Source organism: Micromonospora humi, from assembly GCF_900090105.1.
In the GTDB taxonomy this organism is placed as follows: Bacteria; Actinomycetota; Actinomycetes; order Mycobacteriales; family Micromonosporaceae; genus Micromonospora; species Micromonospora humi.
On sequence record NZ_FMDM01000005.1, the window covers coordinates 437,341 to 461,425 of the forward strand.

Annotated in this window: 27 protein-coding genes; 7 read left to right on the forward strand and 20 right to left on the reverse strand. The window is 75.2% G+C overall.

Going from position 1 to position 24,085, the window contains the following annotated elements; genetic code table 11:
• On the reverse strand, window positions 1–1,155 hold the full coding sequence (locus GA0070213_RS12840; RefSeq protein WP_091062265.1) for a polyprenyl synthetase family protein: 1,155 nt from the start codon (window positions 1,153–1,155) through the stop codon (window positions 1–3).
• Window positions 1,156–1,220: 65 nt separating this feature from the next.
• Between GA0070213_RS12840 and GA0070213_RS12845 the strand changes: the two genes are divergently transcribed.
• Both GA0070213_RS12845 and GA0070213_RS12850 read left to right on the forward strand, forming a co-directional pair.
• Entirely contained in the window at window positions 1,221–2,147 is a 927-nt protein-coding gene (locus GA0070213_RS12845) for a phytoene/squalene synthase family protein (protein WP_091062268.1), read from the forward strand.
• Window positions 2,144–3,466: a cryptochrome/photolyase family protein gene (locus GA0070213_RS12850; protein WP_091062269.1), complete on the forward strand. Its 1,323-nt coding sequence runs from the start codon at window positions 2,144–2,146 to the stop codon at window positions 3,464–3,466. Before GA0070213_RS12845 ends, GA0070213_RS12850 begins: the two co-directional genes overlap by 4 nt.
• 10 nt (window positions 3,467–3,476) lie before the next feature.
• Here GA0070213_RS12850 and GA0070213_RS12855 read toward each other — a convergent pair whose 3' ends face one another.
• The gene (locus GA0070213_RS12855; protein ID WP_091062446.1) at window positions 3,477–4,577 is read right to left on the reverse strand and encodes a serine hydrolase domain-containing protein; all 1,101 of its coding nucleotides are present in this window, start codon (window positions 4,575–4,577) and stop codon (window positions 3,477–3,479) included.
• A gap of 93 nt (window positions 4,578–4,670) precedes the next feature.
• Between GA0070213_RS12855 and GA0070213_RS12860 the strand changes: the two genes are divergently transcribed.
• Complete coding sequence (locus GA0070213_RS12860) at window positions 4,671–6,155, forward strand: dihydrolipoyl dehydrogenase family protein (protein WP_091062271.1); 1,485 nt, start codon at window positions 4,671–4,673, stop codon at window positions 6,153–6,155.
• Between the two features lie 4 nt (window positions 6,156–6,159).
• Here GA0070213_RS12860 and GA0070213_RS12865 read toward each other — a convergent pair whose 3' ends face one another.
• The 4 genes from GA0070213_RS12865 to GA0070213_RS12880 form a co-directional block, all read right to left on the reverse strand.
• On the reverse strand, window positions 6,160–6,924 hold the full coding sequence (locus GA0070213_RS12865) for a crotonase/enoyl-CoA hydratase family protein (RefSeq protein WP_091062274.1): 765 nt from the start codon (window positions 6,922–6,924) through the stop codon (window positions 6,160–6,162).
• 51 nt (window positions 6,925–6,975) lie between these two features.
• A complete protein-coding gene (locus GA0070213_RS12870; RefSeq protein ID WP_091062275.1) occupies window positions 6,976–7,401 on the reverse strand; it encodes a PIN domain nuclease in 426 nt (141 codons plus the stop codon).
• Entirely contained in the window at window positions 7,398–7,607 is a 210-nt protein-coding gene (locus GA0070213_RS12875) for a type II toxin-antitoxin system VapB family antitoxin (protein ID WP_091062277.1), read from the reverse strand. The genes GA0070213_RS12870 and GA0070213_RS12875 overlap by 4 nt, the downstream gene beginning before the upstream one ends.
• 72 nt (window positions 7,608–7,679) lie before the next feature.
• Entirely contained in the window at window positions 7,680–8,141 is a 462-nt protein-coding gene (locus GA0070213_RS12880) for a nitroreductase family deazaflavin-dependent oxidoreductase (protein WP_091062279.1), read from the reverse strand.
• 80 nt (window positions 8,142–8,221) lie between these two features.
• Between GA0070213_RS12880 and GA0070213_RS12885 the strand changes: the two genes are divergently transcribed.
• On the forward strand, window positions 8,222–9,073 hold the full coding sequence (locus GA0070213_RS12885) for a Rieske (2Fe-2S) protein (RefSeq protein ID WP_091062281.1): 852 nt from the start codon (window positions 8,222–8,224) through the stop codon (window positions 9,071–9,073).
• A gap of 12 nt (window positions 9,074–9,085) precedes the next feature.
• On the opposite strand, the gene GA0070213_RS12890 is transcribed toward GA0070213_RS12885, so the two are convergent.
• Genes GA0070213_RS12890 through GA0070213_RS12945 form a run of 12 tightly spaced genes read right to left on the reverse strand, consistent with a single transcriptional unit; the run spans window position 9,086 to window position 18,037 of the window.
• Window positions 9,086–10,105 carry a LysM peptidoglycan-binding domain-containing protein gene (locus GA0070213_RS12890; protein ID WP_091062283.1) on the reverse strand — a complete coding sequence of 340 codons (1,020 nt, stop codon included), beginning with the start codon at window positions 10,103–10,105 and terminating at the stop codon, window positions 9,086–9,088.
• A 14-nt stretch (window positions 10,106–10,119) separates the two neighbouring features.
• The gene (locus GA0070213_RS12895) at window positions 10,120–10,554 is read right to left on the reverse strand and encodes a hypothetical protein (protein ID WP_091062285.1); all 435 of its coding nucleotides are present in this window, start codon (window positions 10,552–10,554) and stop codon (window positions 10,120–10,122) included.
• Complete coding sequence (locus GA0070213_RS12900) at window positions 10,551–11,012, reverse strand: TadE/TadG family type IV pilus assembly protein (RefSeq protein WP_175441314.1); 462 nt, start codon at window positions 11,010–11,012, stop codon at window positions 10,551–10,553. The genes GA0070213_RS12895 and GA0070213_RS12900 overlap by 4 nt, the downstream gene beginning before the upstream one ends.
• A gap of 5 nt (window positions 11,013–11,017) precedes the next feature.
• Window positions 11,018–11,506 carry a TadE family protein gene (locus tag GA0070213_RS12905; RefSeq protein ID WP_091062448.1) on the reverse strand — a complete coding sequence of 163 codons (489 nt, stop codon included), beginning with the start codon at window positions 11,504–11,506 and terminating at the stop codon, window positions 11,018–11,020.
• Complete coding sequence (locus GA0070213_RS12910) at window positions 11,506–11,715, reverse strand: hypothetical protein (protein ID WP_091062290.1); 210 nt, start codon at window positions 11,713–11,715, stop codon at window positions 11,506–11,508. The genes GA0070213_RS12905 and GA0070213_RS12910 overlap by 1 nt, the downstream gene beginning before the upstream one ends.
• 26 nt (window positions 11,716–11,741) lie before the next feature.
• Complete coding sequence (locus GA0070213_RS12915) at window positions 11,742–12,602, reverse strand: type II secretion system F family protein (RefSeq protein WP_425412823.1); 861 nt, start codon at window positions 12,600–12,602, stop codon at window positions 11,742–11,744.
• Window positions 12,603–12,604: 2 nt separating this feature from the next.
• A complete protein-coding gene (locus tag GA0070213_RS12920; protein ID WP_425412824.1) occupies window positions 12,605–13,561 on the reverse strand; it encodes a type II secretion system F family protein in 957 nt (318 codons plus the stop codon).
• Window positions 13,504–15,048, reverse strand: a complete 1,545-nt coding sequence (locus GA0070213_RS12925; protein ID WP_091062295.1) for a TadA family conjugal transfer-associated ATPase — start codon at window positions 15,046–15,048, stop codon at window positions 13,504–13,506. Before GA0070213_RS12925 ends, GA0070213_RS12920 begins: the two co-directional genes overlap by 58 nt.
• On the reverse strand, window positions 15,038–15,865 hold the full coding sequence (locus tag GA0070213_RS12930) for a CpaE/TadZ family protein (protein ID WP_091062298.1): 828 nt from the start codon (window positions 15,863–15,865) through the stop codon (window positions 15,038–15,040). Before GA0070213_RS12930 ends, GA0070213_RS12925 begins: the two co-directional genes overlap by 11 nt.
• Entirely contained in the window at window positions 15,865–16,530 is a 666-nt protein-coding gene (locus GA0070213_RS12935) for an SAF domain-containing protein (protein ID WP_091062300.1), read from the reverse strand. The genes GA0070213_RS12930 and GA0070213_RS12935 overlap by 1 nt, the downstream gene beginning before the upstream one ends.
• Window positions 16,527–17,477, reverse strand: a complete 951-nt coding sequence (locus tag GA0070213_RS12940) for a hypothetical protein (protein ID WP_091062302.1) — start codon at window positions 17,475–17,477, stop codon at window positions 16,527–16,529. The genes GA0070213_RS12935 and GA0070213_RS12940 overlap by 4 nt, the downstream gene beginning before the upstream one ends.
• Window positions 17,471–18,037, reverse strand: a complete 567-nt coding sequence (locus tag GA0070213_RS12945) for a hypothetical protein (RefSeq protein WP_091062304.1) — start codon at window positions 18,035–18,037, stop codon at window positions 17,471–17,473. Before GA0070213_RS12945 ends, GA0070213_RS12940 begins: the two co-directional genes overlap by 7 nt.
• Window positions 18,038–18,658: 621 nt before the next feature.
• Here GA0070213_RS12945 and GA0070213_RS12950 point away from each other — a divergent pair.
• The 3 genes from GA0070213_RS12950 to GA0070213_RS12960 all read left to right on the forward strand — a co-directional run bounded on the left by GA0070213_RS12950 (window position 18,659) and on the right by GA0070213_RS12960 (window position 22,773).
• Window positions 18,659–19,393 (forward strand): prepilin peptidase, encoded by a 735-nt coding sequence (locus GA0070213_RS12950; protein ID WP_425412825.1) that lies wholly within the window; start codon window positions 18,659–18,661, stop codon window positions 19,391–19,393.
• A gap of 116 nt (window positions 19,394–19,509) precedes the next feature.
• Entirely contained in the window at window positions 19,510–21,858 is a 2,349-nt protein-coding gene (locus GA0070213_RS12955; RefSeq protein ID WP_091062308.1) for a glycoside hydrolase family 65 protein, read from the forward strand.
• Window positions 21,859–21,999: 141 nt separating this feature from the next.
• Complete coding sequence (locus tag GA0070213_RS12960; RefSeq protein WP_091062311.1) at window positions 22,000–22,773, forward strand: SAM-dependent methyltransferase; 774 nt, start codon at window positions 22,000–22,002, stop codon at window positions 22,771–22,773.
• A 10-nt stretch (window positions 22,774–22,783) separates the two neighbouring features.
• Here GA0070213_RS12960 and GA0070213_RS12965 read toward each other — a convergent pair whose 3' ends face one another.
• A complete protein-coding gene (locus GA0070213_RS12965) occupies window positions 22,784–23,077 on the reverse strand; it encodes a hypothetical protein (RefSeq protein ID WP_091062313.1) in 294 nt (97 codons plus the stop codon).
• Window positions 23,074–23,973, reverse strand: coding sequence for an RNA polymerase sigma-70 factor (locus GA0070213_RS12970; RefSeq protein WP_091062315.1), 900 nt, complete (start codon window positions 23,971–23,973; stop codon window positions 23,074–23,076). Before GA0070213_RS12970 ends, GA0070213_RS12965 begins: the two co-directional genes overlap by 4 nt.
• Window positions 23,974–24,085 lie beyond the last annotated feature (112 nt).

Here is a 24,085-nt window from a genome sequence, read left to right on the forward strand (position 1 = left end):
TCAGGACCGCCGCGCGGTGGCGGCGGTGGCGAGGCCGGTCAGCGCGGTGCGCGCCGTCTCGTCGATCGGTGCGGTGTCGAGCGCGGCCAGCGCGTCGGTCACCCGTTCGGAGATCATCCGCTCGACCTGGGCGGTGGCCCCGGTCTCCCGGACCAGGTCGGCCAGCCGGGCCACCTCGCCCGCGCCGGTGACCGAGCCGGCCCGGTCCAACGCGTGGCGCTGGGCCGGGTCGGCGAGCTGCCGGGCCAGCATCAGCAGCGCGGTCGGCTTGCCGGTGCGCAGGTCGTCGCCGGCCGGCTTGCCGGTGGTAGCCGGGTCGCCGTAGACGCCGAGCAGGTCGTCGCGGAGCTGGAACGCCTCGCCGACGGCCAGCCCGTAGCGGGTGTACGCGGCGATCAGCGGGCCGTCCGCGTCGACGCCGGCCAGGCAGGCGCCGAAGAGCAGCGGTCGCTGGACGGTGTAGCTGGCGGTCTTGTAGCGGGCCACCCGCAGCGCCCGGTCGACCGACCAGTTCGCCGCGTCGTTCTCGCCGAGTACGTCCAGGAACTGCCCGGCGACCGTCTCCACCCGCATCTGGTCGTAGCAGCGGCGCACGTCGAGCAGCCGGTCGGCCGGCACGGCGGCGTGTGCCATCAGCCGGTCGGCCCAGACCATGCAGAGGTCGCCGATGAGCACGGCGATCGCCTCGCCGTAGCGGTCGGGGTCACCGGTGTGCCCGGCCGACCGGTGTCGCGCGGCGGCGGCGCGGTGTGCGGTGGGCCGGCCGCGCCGGGTGTCGGAGGCGTCCATGACGTCGTCGTGCACCAGCGCGAACGTGTGCAGCAGCTCCAGCGCGGCGAGGGCGGGCAGCACCGAGGGCAGCGGGCCGTCGCCGCCGACCACGCCGCGCCAGCCCCAGTAGGCGAAGGTGGGGCGCACCCGCTTGCCGCCGGCCAGCACGGCGTCGCGCGCTGTCGCGGCGAAACCACCCATCGCTGCGTCGATCTCGGTGAGTGAGTCGACTTCGGCGGCCAGGAACGCGGCGAGCGTGTCGTCGACGCCGGTGATCAGGTCCTTCGTGAACGCGGCCAGCACGCCGTTGACCGGATCGTCCGTCGCTTCCGGCTGCGCCGGCGCGACGCGGAGCGCATTACCCGCAACTGCGTCGTTGGCCATGAGGGGGAGCGTACCCTAGGGTTACGAGTTGCGTCGATTGCTGCGTCGAAAACCGAGGAGGGCCGGTGGACACGGATCTCACCGCTGCCTATGACCGTTGCCGCGAGCTGCACCGGCGTCACGGCCGTACCTACTATCTCGCCACCCGGCTGCTCCCCGCTTGGAAACGGCGGCATGTGCACGCCCTCTACGGGTTCACCCGGTACGCGGACGAGATCGTCGACCGCACCGAGGACCTGCCGCCCGCCGAGCGCGCCGCCCGGCTGCGCGAGTGGTCCGACCGCTTCGTCGCCGGCCTGCACGGTGCGTCGGTCGACGACCCGCTGCTCCCCGCCGTGCTGCACACCATCGCCGTGTTCGACCTGGACCGCGACGACTTCGCGTCGTTCCTGCGCAGCATGGCGATGGACCTCACGGTCATGTCGTACCCGACCTACGACGACCTGCTCGACTACATGGAGGGCTCGGCCGCCGTCATCGGCACCATGATGCTGCCGATCCTGGGCAGCTCCGATCCGGCCGCCGCCCGCGAGCCCGCCCGCCAGCTCGGGTTCGCGTTCCAGCTCACCAACTTCATCCGGGACGTCGCCGAGGACCTCGACCGGGGCCGCACCTACCTGCCCGACGAGGACCTGGCCAAGTTCGGCGTCACCCGCGACGACCTGCTCGCCGCCCAGGCCGCCGGGCGCACCACGCCGGCGATCCGCGAGCTGATCGAGTACGAGGTGACCCGCGCCCAGGCCCACTACCTCGCCGCCGCGCCCGGCATCCCGCTGCTCAACCCCGCCTCGCAGGCCTGCATGCGCACCGCGTACGCGCTCTACGGCGGCATCCTCGACGAGGTGGCCGGGCAGGGCTTCGACGTCTTCGTCCGCCGGGCCCTGGTGCCGCAGCGGCGGCGGATGGCGGTGGCCGCGCGGGCGCTGCTCACCCCGACCGGCACGCCGGTCCAGGTGCCCGGCCCGGCGCTCACCCCGGCCCTGGCCGGATGACCGAGCGTACGGCGGTCGTGCTGTTCACCCGCGACCTGCGGGTGCACGACCACCCGGCGCTGGCCGCCGCCGCCTCGGCGTTCGACCGGGTGGTGCCGCTCTACGTGCTCGACCCGACGTTGCAGAAGCTCTCCCCGAACCGCACCCGCTTCCTGCACCAGAGCCTGGCCGAGCTGCGCGAGGCGCTCCGCCGGCGCGGCGGTGACCTGGTGGTCCGGCGCGGCGACCCGGTGACCGAGACGGTCAAGCTGGCCCGCAAGGTGGGCGCCGAGGGCGTCGGGCTCTCCGCCGACGTGACCCGCTACGCCCACCGGCGGGAACGCCGCCTGCGCGCCGAGTGCGAGCGGCACCGGATGTTCCTGCGGCTCTTCCCCGGGCTGACCATCGTCGAGCCGGGCGCGCTGCGGCCGGCCGGTGGCGACCACTACCGGGTGTTCAGCCCCTACTTCCGCGCCTGGCAGGGCGTCGAGCTGCGGGCGGAGCTGGCCGCGCCGAAACGGATCCGGCTGCCCGACGGCGTCGACCCGGGCCGACTGCCGGAACCGCCGAAGGGCGACAGCCCGGACGCCGCCGAGGGCGGGGAGAGCGCCGCCCAGCGCCGCCTCAAGGCGTGGCTGCCCACGCTCGACCGCTACGACGACATCCACGACGACATGGCCGGCGACGACACCTCCCGGCTCAGCCCGTACCTCAGGTGGGGTTGCGTCTCCCCGCTCGCGGTGGCGAACCGGGCCGGCGACCGGGACGGGCCGTTCGTCCGGCAGCTCTGCTGGCGCGACTTCTACCACCAGGTCGTCGCCGGCTTCCCCGACCTGACCACGACCGCCTACCGCCGAGGCGCCCGGGAGGACTGGCGGGACGATCCGCACGCGCTGGCGGCCTGGACCGAGGGGCGCACCGGCATGCCGATCGTGGACGCCGGCATGCGACAGCTGCGCGCCGAGGGCTGGATGCACAACCGGGCCCGGCTGATCACCGCCGGCTACCTCACCAAGCACCTCGGGCTGGACTGGCGGCCCGGGCTGGAGGTCTTCTTCCGGTGGCTGCTCGACGGCGACCGGGTCAACAACTCGGGCAACTGGCAGTGGGTGGCCGGCACCGGCAACGACAGCCGCCCCTACCGGGGCTTCAACCCGGTGCGGCAGGCCGAACGCTACGACCCGGACGGCGCGTACGTGCGACGGTGGGTGCCCGAGCTGGAGTCGGTCGCGGGCAAGGCGGTGCACCAGCCGTGGCGGCTGCCCGACGAGACGCGTCGCACCCTCGACTACCCGCCGCCGCTGGACGTGCCCGGCGCCGACCCGGTCTGGATGCGCTGACCGCACCCGGTCACAGGCAGGAGTGCAGCGCCTCGGCCAGCTCGTCCACCCGGTCGTGCTCGGCCAGCCGGGCCGTCACGTACGCCAGGGTGTAGCCGCGCTCCGGGTCGGCCCAGGCGCTGCTGCCGCCGATCCCGCCCATGCCCCAGGTCCCGTCCGGCTCCCACTGCATGCCGAGCGTCCAGTGCGCCGTCCGGCCCAGCACCAGGTCCTCACCGGCGTACTGCACCCGGGTCGCCTCGGCGACCAGCTCCGGGCCGAACAGACGTACGCCGTCCAGCGTGCCGCCGGCGAGCAGACCCGCGTAGAGCCGGGCCAGCGCCGACGCGGTGGCGTGCAGGTTCACCGCCGGGATCTCGGCGGCCCGCCAGGCGTCGCCGTTCACCACCGCCACGTCCCGCCCACCCGGCGGGTTGTCCAGCGCCCGCGCCCGCAGCGAGCCGGGCTCCCCGCGCGTGCGGTCCGGCCAGACCGGATCGGCGTACGACAGGTCGGCGCACCGCCGCCGGTCCGCCGACCCGAGCCCGAACGCCAGGTCCAGGCGCCACGGACCGGCGATCTCCTCGGCCAGGAAACGCCCCACCGACCGCCCGTCCACCCGACGGACCAGCTCGCCCACCAGGTGCCCGTACGTCCAGGCGTGCTCGCCCGCGACGGTGCCCGGCGCCCACTCCGGCTCGGCCGCGGCCAGGTCGGCGCAGAGCAACCCCCAGTCGGTGATCGCCTCGACCGGTCGGGGAACCGGGAACGCGGGCAGCCCGGCGGTGTGGGCGAGCACCTGCCGCACGGTGGCCGGGGCGCGGAACCCCGGCCAGTACCCGGCCACCGGCGCGTCCAGCTCCACCCGACCCCGGTCGACGAGGAGCAGCAGGCAGAGCGCCACCACCGGCTTGCCCACCGAGTAGACGTCGACGAGCGTGTCCGGCCGCCATGGCCGGTCCGCTCCGGCGACAGGCACCACCGCGCCGGGTGGGACCGCCGTCCGGGTGCCGCCCACCAGCTCCACCACCGGGACGCCGTCGAGCCGGACGGACAGCGCCGCGCCGGTCTCCCGGCCGGTGGCGAACAGGTCGTGGAAGGCGTCCCGGACCGGGGCGAAGCGCGCGTGCATCGGGTCACGGTAGGCCGTCGTACGCATTACCGGCGGGGGAATTCCGGCCGGGTCCGGTGGTCGGACGCCCCGGCGGTGCGGAATGCTGGCGGGATGGCAGAGCCGGAAGTGGTGGACGTGGTGGTGGTCGGGCTCGGCGTCGGCGGCGAGGAGGTGGCCGAGCGGCTCGCCGAAGCCGGCCTCGTCGTGGTCGGCATCGAACGGGACCTGGTCGGCGGCGAGTGCCCCTACTGGGGGTGCGTGCCGAGCAAGATGATGATCCGGGCGGCGAACGCGCTCGCCGAGGCGCACCGGGTCAACGAGCTGGCCGGCTCCGCGCAGGTGCGGCCCGACTGGGCGCCGGTGGCGAAGCGGATCCGCGAGGAGGCCACCGACACCTGGGACGACAAGGTCGCGGTGGACCGGTTCACCGGCAAGGGCGGCCGGTTCGTCCGCGGCAGCGGCCGGCTCGACGGCCCCAACCGGGTACGCGTCGGCGACCAGGTCTTCGAGGCCCGCTTCGGGGTGGTCCTCGGCACCGGCACCCGACCCTCGATCCCGCCCATCGACGGGCTGGCCGACACGCCCTACTGGACCAACCACCAGGCCATCGAGGTCGAGGAGCTGCCCGACACGCTGCTGGTGCTCGGTGGCGGCGCGATCGGGCTGGAACTGGCCCAGGTGTTCGCCCGCTTCGGCGTCCGGGTCACCGTCGTCGAGGCGGCCGACCGGGTGCTCGCGGTCGAGGAGCCGGAGGCCTCGGCGCTCGCCGCGGAAGCGCTGCGCGCCGACGGGGTGGAGATCCGCACCGGGGTCAGGGTCGGCCGGGTCAGCCACGACGGCACCGGGTTCACCGTCCACGCCGACGGTGCCGCGTTCACCGGCGAGAAGCTGCTGGTGGTGACCGGCCGCCGGGCGCACCTGGAGGAGCTGGGGCTGGACACGGTCGGCGTGGACGCCGGCCAGCGCTACCTGGCGGTGAACGACCGGATGCACGTCACCGACGGCATCTGGGCGGTCGGTGACCTCACCGGCGAGGGCGCGTTCACCCACATCGCCATGTACCAGGCCGGCATCGTGGTGGCCGACGTGCTCGACCACATGCGACGCGCCAAGGGCGGCCCGGACGCCAGCGGCACCGCGAGCGTGGTCGGCGGCGCGGCCGGGGTGGTCAGCGCCGTCGGCGGCGCGATGAGCGCGGGCGGCTCGACGGTCGCGCCGGGCAGCGTCCCGGTCGCCGACTACCGGGCGCTCCCCCGGGTCACGTTCACCGACCCCGAGGTGGGCGCGGTCGGCCTGACCGAGCAGCAGGCCCGGGACCGGGGCATCAACGTCCAGGTCGGCCACACCGACCTGACCTCGTCGACCCGGGGTTGGATCCACAAGACCGGCAACGCCGGCTTCATCAAGCTGATCGCCGACGCCGACCAGGGCGTGCTGGTGGGCGCCACCTCGGCCGGACCGGCCGGCGGCGAGGTGCTCTCCGCGCTGCTGGTGGCCGTGCACGCGGCGGTGCCGATCAGCCAGCTCCGGCACATGATCTACACGTACCCGACGTTCCACCGGGCCATCTCCGACGCGCTGCGCAGCCTGAAGTGACGCCTCAGCCGGCCGGCGCGCCGTGCCGGCCGGCACCGGCGGCGAACCGGCCGGCGCCGCGCACCCCGTCCGCCGTCAGCGACTCCAGGCCGTAGGCCAGCTCCACCGCGAGCGCCTCCGGCTCCGGGCGGCCGGCGCCGGCCAGCAGCGCCGCCCGGTCGTTGCGCAGGCAGGTCTGCGGGTGCCGGGCGATCTCGGCGGCCAGCCGCTCGGCCTCCGCCCGGGCCGCGCCGGGCGCGACCAGCCGGTTCACCAACCCCATCCGGTACGCCTCGTCGGCCGGCACCGCCCGCCCGGTGAGGATCAGGTCCATCGCCCGGCTCTCCCCGACCAGCCGGGGCAGGCGCACGGTCCCGCCGTCGATCAGCGGCACCCCCCACCGCCGGCAGAACACTCCGAGCGTCGCGTCCGACTCGGCGACCCGCAGGTCGCACCAGAGCGCCAGCTCCAGGCCGCCGGCCACCGCGTACCCGGAGATCGCGGCGACCACCGGCTTGGACAGCGCCATCCGGGTGGGCCCCATCGGGCCGTCACCCTCCGCCTCGACCCGGTTGCCGCGTGGCGTGCCGATCGCCTTCAGGTCGGCGCCGGAGCAGAACGTGCCGCCCGCGCCCCAGAGCACCGCCACCGCCGCGTCCGGGTCGGCGTCGAACGCGCGGAACGCGTCGGCGAGCGCCCGGGCGGTCGGCCCGTCCACCGCGTTGCGGGCCTCCGGTCGGTCCAGGATCACCGTGGTCACGGCACCGGCGTGCTCGACGCGTACCCCCATGGGCCCAGCATGCCCGCGACGGCGCCCGACGCGCCAGCGGGCGCCGCCCTCCTACTTGGTCGCGCCGGGTGGCGCCAGCCAGCGCATCGGCTGACCGGTGACCGCGCCGACCTGATCGAAGTCCCGGTCGTAGTGCAGCAACGAGAGCCCGTGGTATTCGGCGGTGGCGGCGACGAGCAGGTCGACGGCACCGGCCGACCGGTGGGTGCCACGCGCGGTCAGTTCGAGCTGCGTCTCGGCGGCACGCTCGTAGATCCGGTCGGGCATCGCCACCCACCCGAAGACAGTCCGGAGCTGTTCCTCAAGTTGCGCCCGATCGGCGATGGACCGGGCGGTGTAGAGAAACTCCAGTTCGACGATCGGACACACGGCAACCAGGCCGGCGGTCACCGTCTGCTCCCAACGGCCCAGTACGTCCGGGTCGCGGAGAAGCCGGACGAGAGCGCTGGTGTCGATCAGAGAGTCAGCCAGCTTCACGAGCGGTAGTTGCCCTTGTCGAGCAGCTCGTCGAAGTCGCCGGCCCGCCCACGCCCGGCCAGCTCGGCCAACGCCCGGGCGCGGCGAAGGCGTGCCGCGCCCTCGCGGAGCGCGACGTTGACCGTGTCCTTCTTGGTCTTGGTGCCGAACGCCTCGGCCGCGTCTGCCAGCGCCTCGTCATCTACATCGACCAGAATCTTCGTCATCCTCGCCCCTATATACGACAAGCGGTTGAAGTATATCCGATGGCCTGTCGGCTTGCGTTTGTCTGGAGGAGGTCAGCGTTGCGCGAGGTCGAGGCGGACCAGGGGGAGCCGGGCGTCCACGTCCGCCGGCAGCGGGCCGCCGCCGGTCAGCTCGGGAATGCCGAGGGTACGCCCCAGCGCCGCCGCGGCCCGCCGGTGCCGCTGCCGGTAGCGCGCCAACCGCTGCCGGACCTCCTCGCCGGTCAACACCGTCGCCCGGGCGGACATGCCCCGGTCCGGGCCGGTCCACACCCGCACGGCCGGATCGGCGCGCACGTTGCGGAACCACTGCGAGCCCGGGCCGTAGCCGGAGGCGAGGAAGAGCGCGCCCGGCTCCCGATCGACCACCTCCAGCACCACGTACCGGGGCAGGCCGGAGCGGCGGCCCCGGTGCTCCAGCATCATCAACCGGCGGCCGAGCAGCCGGCCGAGACCGTGGCGGTAGAGCGGGATCGGCGCGCGGGCGAGCCAGCGGGGGATACGACGGCGGGCCATGGCCTCGACGGTACGCCGGGTGTCGCGCGGTTTTCCCGGGCGTCCGGTTTGGGGGCTCTGCTGCCGGGAAGTCGGAAGAGGTGCGCCGACTACTGACGAAGCTCGAACAGGCCTCCGGACTCGACCGGGTGGGCGACCGGCTGCAACGTGCCGTCGAGAGCACGCTCAGCTCGCAGCGGGTCCGGGACGCGCTGCACGGCGTCTGGCTGGGGCACCCGCTGCACCCCGCGATGGTGCAGGTCCCGGTCGGCGCGTGGATCTCCGCCGCCGTGGTGGACCTGCTGCCCGGCCAGCGCCGGGCCGCCACCGCCCTGGTCGGGCTCGGCACGGTCAGCGCGTTGCCGGCGGCGGTCGCCGGGTGGAACGACTGGGCGGCCCTCTCCCGCGACCAGCGCCGGGTCGGGCTGGTGCACGCCGGGGCCAACATCGTCGGCCTGACCCTCTACGCCGGCTCGCTCGCGGCCCGTCTGAACGGGCGCCACGGGCTCGGCCGCGCGCTGGCCTACCTGGGGCTCTCCGCGGCGAGCGGCGGCGCCTATCTGGGCGGGCACCTGGCCTACAAGCAGGGGGCGCAGGTCAGCCAGAGCGTCTCCGAGCTGCACCTGATCGGCGACGGCTGGCACCCGGTGGCCGACCTGAGCAGCCTGCCGCAACGGGAGCTGCTCACCCGAAGGATCGACGACGTGTCGGTCCTCGTCTACCGGCACGGCGACGACGTCACCGTGATGCTGGAACGCTGCCCCCACCAGAGCGGGCCGCTCGGCGAGGGTGAGGTCCGGCAGATCGACGGCCACGCCTGCGTGGTCTGCCCGTGGCACGGCAGCGCGTTCCGCCTCGATGGCGGCGAGGTGGTGCACGGCCCGGCCGCCAACGACCAGGCCGTCCTTCCCACCCGTGTGGTCTCCGGCAAGGTCGAGGCCCGGTTGCCCTGACCTCCGCCTGTCTCAGTCGCGGCGGTGCCGTCCGTTGCCCGGGACGCGCGCCGGCACCGGCCGCCGCCGCAGGCCCAGGACGGCGCCGATCTGCGCGCCCACGATGCTCGCCACCGCCAGCACCGCCGAGATGGCCAGCGGGCGGTTGATGCCCTCCTCGGCCGTGGCCCGGGACGCGCCCGCCGCCATCGCCGGCTGCTGCCCGTCCGGTGCCTCCACGGTGGGGGTGGCGTCCCGAGCCGGCGTGTCCGGCGCGGGCTTCGGCTTCGGCTTCGCCGCCGGCGAGGACGTGGCACCCCCGCCGGGCTTCGCCGGCGCCGGCTTCGCCGCCGTCACCACCAGCCGGCCCGCCGCGTGCCGCCGGGCACCGTCGTCCACCGCGCCGCCGGGCAGCTCGATCAGCTGGCCGGGACGGATCCGGTCCGGGTCGGCGAGCCGGTTCAACCGGGCCAACTCCCGGTAGCGGTCGAAGTCGTCCAGGTAGCGGTCGGCGACCTCGCCCAGGTAGTCGCCCTTCGCCACCCGGTACACCGCCGGGCCGGCGGCGTCGGGCGCGGGCGTGGCGACCCGGGGCGCGGTGTACGCGGTGGTGACGGCCGGCGCGGCCAGTGCCGGCTGCGGGGCGGCCAGCGCGGCGGCGCTCGCCGCGGCCGGGCTCGCCGCGAGGATCAGCGCCACGGAACCGACGAGCGCGGCGGCGGCCCGTTGCTGGCGGTGCATCCCGGGCAGCTTCGGCGCGGGCCGGCGCACCGCCGACGCGAGCAGCTCCACCACCACCGAGAACGCGAACGTGGCCCAGCCGAACCATCCCACCACCGCCAGCGCCCGCAGGAAGAGCTGCCCGTCGTCGCGGCTGGTCAACGCCGTGCCCAACTCGGCCAGCGTGGGCAGGTGGTCGGGCAGCGGGTTGCCGGCGAAGGCCAGCAGCGCGACCGGCCCGCCGGCCAGCACCCCGACCAGCACGACGAGGGCGCCGAGTCCGGTGAGGACCTGACCGGCGCGGCGGGCGGCGGAACGTCCTGGTGCACCCATGGCGGCCTTCCTTCCTACGGTGGTGGCGCGGTGAGCGCCCGAGCGGTGGCCTCACCGGTGACGGTGGCGGTCTTCTGCGCGCCGAACAGGCCGAGCAGGTCCCGGCGGTAGGTGATCCGCACGCGTACCCGGATCCGGGTCTCGGTGCCGACCACGGGGAAGTCGACCTCGTGGCCGCCGACCCCACCGGCGGCGGAGAGGTAGCCGGCGACGGCCACGCGGGCGGCGTCCTGGTCGATCCGGCTCGGGCCGCCCTCGATGGCGCTCGCCCGGTCGATCATCTGGCCGCCGCTGCGGGCCGCCTCGGCCGCCAGGTTGTCGGCGCGTTGCAGCGTGCGCAGCTGCCCGGCGCCGTCGTAGGCCAGGCTGACGATGGCGAGCACGCCGGTCATCGCCACCGCCAGGAAGAGACTCACCCGGCCGCTCTCCGCCCCGCGCCGCCCGGTCATCCGCGGCTCCGGTAGGTGTCCAGCGGCGAGGTGAACCGCGCCGAGACGGTCTTGCCGCCCGGCACCCCGGGAAGGCCGGGGGCGCGCAGGTCGTCGAAGGAGACCGTGCAGGTCACGGTGACGGTCACGGTCGCCGGCACGCCCGCCGCGCTGCGGTACGCGGCGGCGAAGGTGGCCCGCTTCCCGGCCACCGAGCCGGTCAGGTCCAGCCGGGGCGGGGCGGTGCAGCGCAGTCCGGACCAGTTGAGCTGGTCGCGGGCCGCCTTCTCGGCCGCCTTCCGACCGTCGGCGCCGGTCCGGGCGAGCGAGGCGGCCCGGGCGGCGTCGTGCGCGGCCGACTCCACCGCCTCGTCGGCGACGGCGGTCCGGCCGGCGACCCCGGCGAGCACCATCAGCGCGATGAAGGCGGGGGCGAGCACCGCCACCTCGATCGAGACGGAACCCCGGTCCCGTGGCACCGGCCTCACCCCGTGGTCCAGCGTTCGGCGGGGCCGTGCGCGGTCTGCACGACCTCGAAGTCGACACCGGGGATGACCGAGAGGGAGCGACCGCGCACCGTGCAGGTGACGTCGGTGGCGGTCTCCACACAGGTCGGTCCGGTGCGGTCCCAGCCGACCAGCCAGTCCCCGGAGCGGCGCAGGAAACTGGTCGCCCGGTCCCGGCCGGCGTCGGGCCCGGCGTCGAACGTGCGTTGCGCGTTCACCCCGGTCTGCGCCGCGTTCAACGCGGTCGACCGGGCCACGAACCAGACGCCGACCTGGATCGAGCCGAAGAGGAGCACCAGGATCACCGGCATCATCACGGCCAGTTCGACCGGGTTGGCACCCCGTTCGCGCCCGCCCGCGGCGAGGCGGGCGCGCACGGTGGCGGCGATCCGCCCCGGACCGCGCGGACCGGCGGGCCGGCCGGCGGGCGCCGGCCGGCTCCGGAGCGTACGGGCGGGGCGGGGCATCACGGCGCCTTCGGCGCCGTGTTGTTCGGGATGGCGTTCATCCAGTTGTTCGCCCGGGCCAGGGCCAGCCCGGTGACCGCCATGGCCACCGCGACCAGGCCGAAGATGATCACCGCGGTCGGCACCGGGCTGTCGCCACGCTCGCCGTCGCGGCGCAGCTCGGCGAGGCGGGTGCTCACCGCCGTGTACAGGTAGGTGTAGAGGTACATGGTCGTCTCCTTCTCGGGGGTGGGTGTCACAGACGGGCGATGAACGGATAGACGGCGAAGCCGAGCAGGACGAAGACCAGCAGTGAGCCGGGAATGTCCAACTTGCTGGTCACCCCCTCGGCCCGGGCCAGGTTGTCGGTGCGGATCTGGTCGCGCAGCGAGTCGGCGCGGGACCGCAACGTCTCGTGCACCTGGGCGCCCTCGCTGCCGGAGGACCGCATGATGGCCCCCACGTCGCCCAGCTCCGGGATGCCGATCCGGTCGGCCAGCTCCTGCAACTCGTCCCACGGCGAGTGCATCTGGAGTTGGGCGAGCCGCAACGCCTCCCGGATCCGGTCGAAGACCCAGCCGTCGCAGACCGCCGCCGCGCGCTCCAGCGACTGCACCGGGCCGTGCGCGGCGGAGAGCTGCAACGCCACCAGGTCGAGGTAGGTGCAGACCGCCGCCCGGAACTCGTCCCGGGCGGCGTCCGCCTTGGCGAGGACCGACCGGTGCGCCACCAGGCCGGCGACCAGCGCCAGACCCAGGCTGGCCAGCACCGGCGCGACCACCGGCATGGCCACCCCGCCGACGAAGAGGACGGCCGAGGCGACCGCCGGGGTGGCGAAGCCGATCAGCGCGGAGAGCAGCACCGACAGCGCGTACTGCTCGGGGGTGCGGTCGAGCAGGGCGAGCTGCCGGGTCGGCGGGCGCAGCCAGCGGGCGAAGCCGCCGAGCCAGTCCGGCCCGGCGCCGGCCACCGGGGCCTGGCCGGGCGGCTGGTGCAGCCGGCGCAGGGCCGGGCCGAGCGCCGGGGTGGCCGGTAGCGCCTCCCGGACCACCAGGAAGAGGCCGAGCCCGATGGCGGATCCGCCCAGCACGGCGATGACGAGCTGCCAATTGATGATCATCAGGCGATCGCCTCCTCCGGGTCGGGGGCCGGCAGGAAGCGCGCCGGGCGGGGCGGCTGGCTCATCGACCGCACCCAGACCAGCAGCCCGATGAACGCCGCACCGAGCACCGCCATCACGAGCTGCCCGGTCACCGTCCCGTAGGGACGGATGTAGTCGCTGTTCACCAGCCCGTACGCCAGCGTCGCCAGGGTCATGCCGGTGAGGAACCGGACCGCGAAGCGGGGCTGGGTCCGCTTCGCCTCGACCTCGCGCCGGGTGGCCACCTCGGCGGAGGCGGCGCCGGCGATCGAGCCGAGCACGTCACCGAGCCGCTCGCCGCGGTCGGTGAGGTGCAGGATCAACGCGGCCACCACCTGGTCGGCGACCGGGTCGGCGATCTCGTCGGCGAAGGCGAGCAGCGCCGACCTGGCCAGCCAGCCGGCCTGGAGACGGGCGGCCAGCGTGCGTACCTCCTCCTGGATCTCCTCCGGCGCGGTGGCGATGGTGCCGACGATGGCCTGCTGGAGCCCCTGCCCGGTGGCGGAGATGTCCTTGAGCCGCCGGGTCCACTCGCCGACCGCCTCGACCCGGGCGATGGCCCGCTGCTCGGCCCGGCCGACCGCGAACAGCCACGGCACGCCGGGTACCGCGAGCGCCACCAGCAGGCCCACCACCGGCAGCCCGGTGAGCAGGAACGCCAGCGCCCCGACGACCACCGCGGCGACCAGCAGGATCTGGTGCCGCCGCTGGTCGGCGCGGCTGGCGCCGGAGCCGGTCCAGAGCCGGCCCAGGCCCGGCCCGGCGCCGCCGGGCGTCGACCTCGGCGGCCGGCGCGTGCCGACCAGCGCGACCACGGTCAGCACCAGGCCGGCCACGCAGGCCGCGCCGGAGACCAGGGCGATCAGTTCGATCTGCGTCACGCCCGGCCTCCGTTCGGCCGCCGCCCCAGCCGGGTGTGCCGGGGACGCCGCCAGGCACCCACGCCGGCCTCCACGAACCGGGTGAGCAGGCGGGCGTCGTAGCCGACCCGCAGCAGCTGGTCGCGGATCCGCTCGGGGAGGTGGCGGGGGACCGCCCGGCCGTCCGGCCCCGGCCCGAAGACCGTGGTGGTGGTGATCCGGTTGCCCTCGCCGACGCCGATGACCTCCTCGACGTGCGAGACGAAGCGGTGCTTGCGGCCGCCGATCGCGGTCTCGTCCTCGACCGTGACGTAGACGATCAGGTCCAGCGCGTTGCCGGCCATCCGGCGGGCCTGGTCGACGGTCATCTCCCGGCCGTGGGAGAGCGCCAGCTCGATGATCCGTTCACTCACCCCCGCCGGGGTACGGGCGTGGATGGTGCACATCGACCCGCGGCTGGTGGTCATCGCCTGGAGCATCGGCACGATCTCCCGGGACCGCACCTCGCCGACGATGATCCGCAGCACGCCCATCCGCAGCGACACCGGGATCAGGTCGGCGATGCTCACCTCGCCGGCGGGTCGACCGTCCGCGCCGCGCTCGCCGTGGCCCTCCCGGGACTCGAAGCTCATCACCGCCCGGTGTTTCTGGCCGCGCCGCGCCGGCAGCAGCTCCCGGCTCTCCTCCAGCAGCACGTACGGTTCGTCGGCCGGGATGTCGTCCATCAGCGCCCGGATGACAGTGGTCTTCCCGGCCCCGGCGAGCCCGGCGACCATGATGTTCAACCCGGCGCGCATGGACGCGCGGAGGAAGTCGCGCAGCAGCGGATCGATCATCTCGTCCAGGTCGGGCCGGCCGCCGGCGATGTCCTCCAGGCTCACGTCGAGCGTGTTGTGCTTCCGGATCACCGCGTAGGGGCGGTGGCTGACCAGGAAGACCGCGGCGAGCCGGCTGCCGTCGGGCAGTTGCAGGTCGAGCGTGGGCTTGCTGGTGGAGAGCGACCGCTCGGTGGCTCCGGCCCGGCGGGCGGCGGCCTGGAGGATCTCCACCAGCTCGTCGTCGGTCTCGGCGATCGGCTCGGCCCAGTCGACGCCGCCGCCGTGCCGGGTGATGCGCACCTGGTCGCAGCCGAGGATGTGCACCTCCTCGATGGTCTCGTCGACCAGCAGCGTCTGGAGCCGGCCCAGCCCGACCAGTTCGGCGGTCACCTGGTCGAGCAGCAGCCGCTCCTCGTCGGCGGGCATCGGCCGGCCGCCCCGGCGCACCGCGTCGGCGTACGCGGAGACCACCGCGACGGCCAGCCGGGCCCGCTCGGTCTCCTCGGCGTCGGCGTCGAACTCCCGGCCGCGCTGCCACTGGGTGAGCCGTTCACTCAACTCCCGGCGCAGCTCGCGGACCACCGCGAAGTCGACCCGGGGGCGGGGCGGCGTCGCCGGTGGCGCGGCGGGCAGGGCCGGGCCGGCGACGTGATGCCGCCCGTTGGGCGGGGCCAGCGGCGGGACCGTGGAGACGACGCCGGGCTGCGGGGCGCGCGGGTCGTGCGAGACCGGCTCAAACCGCACCCGGCACCCCCTCGGCGGCGGGCGCGGTCGCCCGCGCGGTCGCACCGGGCCAGGCCAGGCGGGCCCGCCGCCGGTCCAGCAGCGCCCGGACCGGCACCTCCAACGCGCCGGCCGCGCGCATGAGCGGCCGGTTGGCCCGCACGGTCCCGCCGTGGGCGAGCACCTCGGCGGTACGCGGGTCGTGCGGCAACCGGGCGATCACCGGCAGCCGCAGCACCTTGCTGATCTCGCTGGTGCCGTGGCCGTCGCCGACCACCAGCAGGCGCAGGTTGCCCGGCGGGACGCGGTGTTCGGTGAGGTCGCGTTCGATCGCCCGGACCGTGGCCCGGGTGGCGGAGAGGTCGGGCAGGTGCGCCCGGGTGACCAGCAGCACCACGGCGGCGGCGCGCAGCAGCGGCCACGGTGGACCGCCCACCGCCAGCCGTCCGCAGTCGACGAGCACGTCGTACGGGGGCGCGCCCCGCTCCAGGCCGGTGAAGTAGTCGGCGAAGCGTTGCCAGAGCGGGACCAGGCTCCCGGCCTGGGCCGGGTCGACCACGCCGGGCAGCAGCAGCCGTTCGCGGCGGGGCGCGTCCAGGTCGACCAGCTGCGACCAGAACGTGCTCTCCAGGCTGCCGTCGCGCAGCTCGCCGACGGCCAGCTCGCCGATGCCGCGCGGGCCGTCGAGCGCCCCGCCCAGGTAGCCGGCGAGGATCGAGCCGCCCGCCGGGTCGCACTCGGCCAGCACGAGCCGGCGGTGCCAGCTCAGCGCGGCGGCCAGCGCGGTGGTGGTGACGCCGGGCGACCCCTTCGCCGAGACCAGGGCGATGATCGCCATCAGGCGGCCTCGGTGAGCACGAGCGCGATCCGGTCGTCGGCGGCCAGCACCACCACGGCCGGCACGTCCCGGACGGCGAGCGCCAGGTAGACCACCACGTCGTCGTTCTCCGGCGTGGCGGTGTCGATCACGGTGGCCTCGAACCGGGTGCCGCCGCCACGCGTCGCCTCGGTGCCGTTGGCGCCGCTGTCCGGCGTGCTGACCAGCAGCACCTTGTCGCCGGGGTGCAGTTCGCGGGCCGGGACCCGGGCGGACTCCAGCCCCAGCGCGATCTGCTGCTGGCCGGGGCCGAGCAGCGGGGCGTCGGTGAGCTGGGTCGGGGTGAGCAGCGTGCCGGGGGTGAGCCGGACGGCGGCGCGCAGGCCGAGCAGCTCCTTCATCCGGTTCGCCGGGACCGGCCGCAGCTCGCGTCCGCCGGAGACGCGCACCGGCACCAGGTCGTCGGCGGTGATCTGCTGGCCCACCTCGACCGGCCGGGCCACCGCCAGGTAGCTGCCGGTGGATCGCACCGAGGTGACCGCGAACGCCGCCCCGAGCCCGCCGAGCGCGATCAGCAGGACCGCCAGGCCGAGCAGGCCGGGTCGGATCCGCCGCTGCCGGACCACCTTGGGGGGCGCGACGGGCGCCTCCACCGGGGTCCCGTTCCGGGCTGCCACCACACTCATCGGGTCACCACCTGAAGCTCGTTGATCTGCACCGGGACGACACCGCTGACCCGGCTCTGGGCGATCTCGCCGCTCTCCCCGCCGCTGGACGTCCACTCGACGGTCCAGAACGTGGTGGCGTGGACCTGGTAGGTGCCCGCCGTGGCGTAGCCGTGGGGGAGGCCGCAGTCCGGCGAGGGGGATCCGGCGTACGGCCCGTCCGCCCGGTATGGGGTGCCCGGTCCGGTGCAGGTGACGTCGAGGCCGGGGGCCATGTGCCAGACGATCCGGGTCACCGTCGCGGTGATGGTGACGGTCAGCCCACGGTCCTCGGCCGAGGCGGACAGCGGCCCGAAGTACGACGCGCCGGGGCTGGCCCACATCCACACCGGCAGGCCGACCAGCCCGGGGCCCTTGCTGCGCCGGGGCGCGACCGCGGCCCGGGGGCGCAGCAGCGAGATCGAGGCCAGCGCGCGCCGGGCCAACTCCTCCGGGTCGGGCGGCGTCCCGTAGCCGGGCGGCGGGGCGGCGCGCAGCTCCTGCCGCAGGCTCCCCAGATCGCCACCGTTGCAGGCGAGTTGGTACCACTGCTGCCCGGGCGGCGCCTCCTTCTGCGGCTCCGCCAGCTTGTAGTAGCAGCCGTCGCCGTTGTTGAACCAGCCGAGGTCCGGGTCGTAGCAGGGGATGACCCGGCCGTTCCACTGGCACTTCGCCGTGCCGCCCCCGTTGCCGCCTCCGTTGTCTCCACCGCCGCCCGGCCCGCCGGGGTCGCCCGGGATGGGTGGGTCGTCGTCCCAGACGTTGCAGTCGGTCTGTTCCGGCGGGCAGGAGCCGCCCGGGTCGGCGGCCCGCGCCGGCGTGCCGGTCAGCACGAGCAGCGCGGCCACCCCGGCGGCGAACCAGCGCCGGCGGGGCGTCCCGGCCCTGCTGCGGCGGGCCGGGACGCTCCCTCCTCCCCAGGTCAGCACGGCTGGTCCTGGTGCGCGTCGCCGGTGGTGATCAGCCACCGGCCGTCCGGGTAGCGGGCCGCGGTCGCGGTGGCGAGGTAGCGCCCGCCGCGGGTGCCGGGCACGGTCTTGCGGTCCTTGGCGTAGACCAGCCGGTAGCCGCGCGCGTCCAGGCAGTCCTGGATCTCGACGGTGGGTGGGTCGGCGGTCAGGTCGACCGAGACGACGGTGGGGTCGGAAACCAGTTTTCCGGTACGCATCGCGCCGTGCTCCTTCGCGTCACGAATTGCCACTCGCACCCGGGTCAGCAGGGGATCGGCCAGAAAGCGGTTCAGCGCCGGATGGCTGGGATCGCTGCGTACGCTCGCCGTCCGGGAGGCAGCGAGATATCCGGAATAGGCGGCGAGTGCCGCCTTTTCGGCGGCGCTCTCCTCGGCGGGGGAATGGGTGGCGGGTGCGGCGGCGCGCCCGGCCAGCGGGCCGGCGGCCACCTCGGACCCGCTGCCGCAGCCGGCGACGCCGACCACCAGTGCGAGGCTGAGCAGGCAGATTTCCCATCGGCGGGATTGCCATACGCGCAACGCCGAGCCCTCCTCGGTGCCGGCCCGGTGCGGTCGCGTCGACCCGCTCCGGGCATGCGGAAGCGCACCCGGATCTGTCCTGCCGGGCCTCGACCGCCACCGCTTGCATTTACCTGTGCTGATCTTTGTCGAATGTGGAGCTGATGTCCTCGGTCGGCCTCCGACGCCATATTGATCGGGGGTTGCGTCGTACCCAAGGGGCGAGCATAGGCTGACGTCCGCCGATGCAACAGAGGCAATTCACGTGAACACGGTGAGTGAAGAAGGGTGGTGGGGGCTGGTGCGTGTCCGGACCGTGACCAGCGGGTGCACCACGGGCGGCCCGGCGGCAGGCGTGCGCCCACCCGCACCCCACCACCCGCCCTCGGCGACCCGCCTCCGCGGCGGCAATATGGGCGGGGACCACCCAGGTCGTCCGATCCGTCCCACCGGCCGACCGCGGCCCGCCCGCGCCGGCCGAGCCGGCGCCGCCGACGCCCCGCCGGACGCCGCTTTCCGCGCCATCCGTCACACGCCGATCGAAGATCTGTCACTCTGCGTGCTCCGAAGTGGAGGGCACGACGGCCGGACGGGGGAGCCGGCGTGACCACCGAACGGGTCCGCCACCCCCACCCACCGGCGCTGACACGTCGCCCGCTCGTCCGGCTGCTGGCCACCCTCACGGTCGTGCCGCCGGTCCGACTGGCGGTGGCCCGCTACGCCGTACCGTCGGACCAGCCGGACCGGACCGGCTGCGACGCCTGCGGCACCCCGATCGGGCTGGACCGGCCGCTGCCGGCGCTCGGTCCGGCGGCCCGCTGCCCCGGCTGCCGGGCGCGCGTCGGCGCGCCGCCCGCGGTGGCGGAGGTGACGCTGCTGGTCGCCGCGGCCGTGCTGGTGCTGTCTGGCGGGCCGCCCGGCGTCCGCCTGGCGCTGGCCTGGTGGCTCGCCTGGGCGGTGCCGATGGCCCTGGTGGACGCCGCGTCGCACCGGCTGCCCGACCGGCTGACCTGGCCGGCGGCGGCCGGCACCGGGGCGCTGCTCGGTGCGGCCGCGCTGGCCGGGGCGGGCCCGGCACCCTGGCTGCGGGCGGTCGCGGCCGGGTTGGCCCTCGCCGCCGGCTTCGCGGCCACCACGCTGCTGTTCGGGCGGCGCGGGTTCGGCCTCGGCGACGCCAAGCTGGCGTTGGGCGCGGGCGCGCTGCTCGGCTGGCACGGCTGGCCGGTGCTCCTCGCCGGGCTGGTGCTCGCGCTCACCCTCGCCGGGGTGGCCGGCCTCGCGTTGCTCGCCGGCCGCCGGCTCCGGTGGTCCAGCGATCTGCCCTTCGGCCCCTTCCTCATCCTCGGCACCGCCGCCACGCTCGTGCTCACCACCTGAACGTGTGCTCGACCACCCCGGTGCCGCTCCCCCGCGCTCGGGGTAGCGGAATCCCAGTCAACTCCCAGCCGGGTCTGGTTCGGTGGCCGTCCAGGCACCGGGACTCGGGAGGGCGCGTGGCGCACGGCGACGACGGTTGGCGGATCCGGCGCACCACGGCGGACGTGGACCGGCTCGACGAGACCGAATCGATCTTCGCGTTGTCCAACGGGTGGGTCGGCTGGCGCGGCACCCTCGACGAGGGCGCGCCGTGCGGCATGCCGGGCAGCTACCTCAACGGGTTCCACGAGCAGCACGAGCTGACCTACCCCGAGGGCGGGTACGCCTTCCCGGAGCGCAGCGACACCGTGATCAGCGCTCCGAACGCGGCGCTGGTCCGGCTCTGGGTCGACGGCGAGCCGCTGGACCTGCGTACCGGCACCACCCGCCACCACCACCGGGAACTCGACCTGCGCGCCGGGGTGGTCCGCCGGGAGACCGAGTGGGTGTCGCCGGCCGGCCGGGGCGTCCGGATCCGCAGCACCCGGCTGGTCTCGCTGCCCCGCCGGCCGGTCGCCGCCGTCGACTGGGAGGTCGAGCCGCTGGACGGGCCGGTGCGGGTACGGATCTGCGCCGACCTGCTCGCCAACGAGCGGGTGCCGGAACGCGCCGACGACCCCCGGGCCGCCTCGATCATCCACGACCCGCTCACCGCCGAGACCGGGCGGCAGGACGGCGTCGACGGCGTGCTGGTGCACCGGACCGAGCGCAGCGGCCAGCGGGTCGCCGTCGCGGTGGCGCACCGGACCGAGGCGCCCGACGAGGCGGTCACCGACACCGAACTGACCGACGACCGGTTCCGGCTGGCGCTCACCGGGGCGCTGCGCCCCGGCGAGCGGATCCGGGTCACCACGTTCGCCGCGTACGAGTGCGCGCCCGTCGACGGCACCCCGGCCGGGGAACTGGCCGACGTGGTCGTCGCGGAGGCGGAGGCGGCCCGCGCGGACGGGTTCGACGCCCTGCTCGACGCGCAGCGCGCCGCCCTGGACGCGGCCTGGGCCACCGCCGACGTCGAGCTGGACGGCGACCCGGAACTCGAACAGGCCGTGCGGTTCGGGGTGTTCCACCTGCTCCAGGCCGGGCGCGGGGACGCCGACCACACCATCCCGGCGAAGGGGTTGACCGGCAACGGCTACGACGGGCACGTGCTCTGGGACACCGAGGGCTACGTGCTGCCGGTGCTCACCTACCTGGCGCCGGACCTGGCCCGGTCCGCGCTGCGCTGGCGGCACGCCCACCTGCCCGAGGCCCGCGAACGCGCGACCGAGTTGCGGCTGACCGGCGCGACGTTCCCCTGGCGGACGCTCGGCGGCCGGGAGTGCTCCGGCTACTGGCCGGCCGGCAGCGCCGGCCTGCACGTCAACGCGGACATCGCGGACGCGGTGCTGCGGTACGTGGCGGCCACCGGGGACACCGGGTTCCGCGCCGAGTGCGGCGCGGAGCTGCTGATCGAGACCGCCCGGCTGTGGCACGGCCACGGCCACTGGGACGACCGCGCCGCGTTCCACCTGACCGGCGTCACCGGGCCGGACGAGTACTCCGCGCTCGTCGACGACAACGTGTTCACCAACCTGATGGCCCGGCGCAACCTGCGCGGCGCGGCCGACGCGGCGGAGTCCTGCCCGGAGGTCGCCGACCGGCTCGGCGTCGAGCCGTCCGAGGTGGCCGGTTGGCGCGCCGCCGCCGACGCGGTCCACATCCCGTACGACCACAAGCGCGGGGTGCACGAGCAGTCGGCCGGCTTCACCGAGCAGCCGGAGTGGGACTTCGCCGCCACCGGCGAGGACGACTACCCGCTGCTGCTGCACTTCCCCTACCAGGAGCTGTACCGCAAGCAGGTGGTCAAGCAGGCCGACCTGGTGCTGGCCATGCTGCGCTGCCCAGGTGACTTCACCGCCGACGAGAAGGCACGCAACGTCGCCTACTACGAGGCCCGTACCGTCCGGGACTCGTCGCTGTCGGCGTCCGCGCAGGCGATCCTCGCCGCCGAGGTCGGCCACCTCGACCTGGCGTACGACCTGTTCGCCGAGACGGCGTTGCAGGACCTCGCCGACCTGGGCGACAAGACGGCCGACGGGCTGCACCTGGCGTCCCTGGCCGGCGCGTGGCTGGTGGTGGCGCAGGGCTTCGGCGGGCTGCGCGACGACCGCGGCGTGCTCTCGTTCGAGCCGCGACTGCCGCGCCGGCTCACCCGGATCGCGTTCCACCTGCGCTGGCGGGGGCAGCGGCTGCGGGTGACGCTCACCCCGGAGACGGCCCGCTACGAGCTGCCCGACGCGGGCCCCGGCGACACGGTCGAGCTGTGGCACCACGGCGAGCAGCTCCACCTCACCGGCACCACGCCGGTGAGCCGGCCGATGCCGCCGGTGCCCACCGTGGGCCCCGAACCCACCTCCCCGCGGGGCCGCCGCCCCGCCCGGAGGTAAGGCGGGGCCCCCTCTTAACGCCTGCGGTATAGGCGGGGCCCCTTCTTAACCCCCGCCCCGCACGCGCGCACCCGCGGCACCCGCCGACCACCCGCCACGGCGGGTCAGCGAAGGGTCGCCCAGGGTGCTAGACATCAGGGCGTGACGGACGCTGAGACGCGACCCAACGTCGCCCGGATGTACGACTACTACCTGGGCGGCTGCCACAACTTCGCCGCCGACCGGGCCGCCGCCGAGGAGATCCTGAAGATCTTCCCGGACACGTCGGTGGCCGCCCAGACCAACCGCGCCTTCCTGCGCCGCGCCGTGCGCTGGGCCGCCGAGCGGGGCGTACGCCAGTTCCTCGACGTCGGCGCCGGGCTGCCCACCCAGGGCAACGTGCACGAGGTGGTCCGCGCGGTCGACCCCGACGCCCGGGTGGTCTACGTCGACCACGACGAGGTGGCCGTCGCGTACGCCCGGCGGTTGCTGCCCACCGACGGCCGCACCGTGGTCCTCCGGGGCGACCTGCGGCGGCCCGACGAGTGGCTGGCCGACCCGACGCTGCGGGCCACGATCGACCTGGCCGAGCCGGTGGCGCTGCTGCTGGTCGCGGTGCTGCACTTCGTGCCCGACGGGGACGACCCGTGGGCGGCGGTGGCCCGGTTGCGCGACGCCACCGCTCCGGGCAGCCTGCTCGCGCTCTCCCACCTGACCCTGGACGGCGCGCCGCCGCTGCCGGCCCGGGCGGGCACCGAGGTCTACCGGCGCAGCAGCGCACCGCTGGTGCCCCGCACCCACGCCGACGTGGCCCGCTTCCTCGACGGCTACGACCTGGTCGAGCCCGGCCTGGTGCGGCTGGCCGACTGGCGACCCGACGGCGAGCCGCGGGCGGCCGTGTCGCACGGCTACGGCGGGGTGGGCGTGCGCCGCTGAGGTGCGCCGGTCAGCCCAGGCCGCGGTGGGCGGCCCAGAGCGCGCCGGCCCGGTCGGCCGCCGCCGCCACCAGCGCGGCCAGCTTCGGCCGGTCGGGCACCCGGAACGACACGTACGCACCGCGGCCACCCGCCGTGGGCCGGCCGTACGCCTTGGCGGCGAGCGACCCGTCCGGCAGCAGCCGGACGTTGAGTGTGGTCAGCGTGAACTCCTCGCCGCGCCGGGTGTCGGTCCAGCGCAACGCCTCCGGCACGGTCACGTTGACGGCGAGGGCGGTGACGTCGGGCGAGGCGTCGCTGCTCATCCCGGCATCGTCGCATGTCGGCTCAGCGTCGTCTGCCGACTCATCCGGGACAGCTTCTCCGGGTTGCGCACCGCGTAGAGCCCGCTGATCCGGCCGTCGTCGACGCGTACCGCCACGACCGTGTCCAACTCGCCGTCGAGCCGCACGACAAGTGCCGGGTAGCCGTTGACCTGCGCCGGTTCCATCGACGCCAGCCCGGCGACGCGTCCCCACCCGCCGGCCAGCAGCCGGGCGACCTTGTCGGCGCCGGCGATCGGGTGCGGGACGGCCTGCTTGATCCCGCCGCCGTCGCCGACCAGCACGACGTCCGCGGCGAGCACGGCGAGCAGCGACCGGAGGTCGCCCGTCTCCACGGCCCGCCGGAACGCGTCCAGCGCGTCGCGGGTCTCGGCCGGCGAGACGGTACGGCGGGGCCGGCGCGCCGCCACGTGGGCCCGGGCCCGGTGCGCGATCTGGCGTACCGTGGTCGGGCTCCTGTCGACCGTCTCGGCGATCTCGTCGTAGTCGACGTCGAACACCTCGCGCAGCACGAACACGGCCCGTTCGGTCGGCGTGAGCGTCTCCAGCACCAGCATCATCGCCATCGAGACGCTGTCGGCCAGCGCCACGTCGTCGGCCACGTCGGGTGCGGTGAGCAGCGGCTCGGGCAGCCACGACCCGACGTACGACTCCTTGCGCCGGCCGAGGGTGCGCAGCCGGGACAGCGCCTGGCGGGTGGTGATCCGCACCAGGTAGGCACGCCGGTCCCGGACCTCGTCCAGGTCGACGCCGGACCATCGCAGCCAGGTCTCCTGGAGCACGTCCTCGGCGTCGGCGGCCGAGCCGAGCAGCTCGTACGCGACCGTGAAGAGCAGGTTCCGGTGGGCGACGTACTCCTCGGTGGCCCGGTCCGCCATGACGTGCTCCCTGTCCGCTCGGCTGCGTTCCCCACCAGACGCCGGCGGCCGGCGCGGTGTGACACCTCGCCGCTGTGGCGGTCGTCACCAGGTCACGGTGTCACGCCGGCCG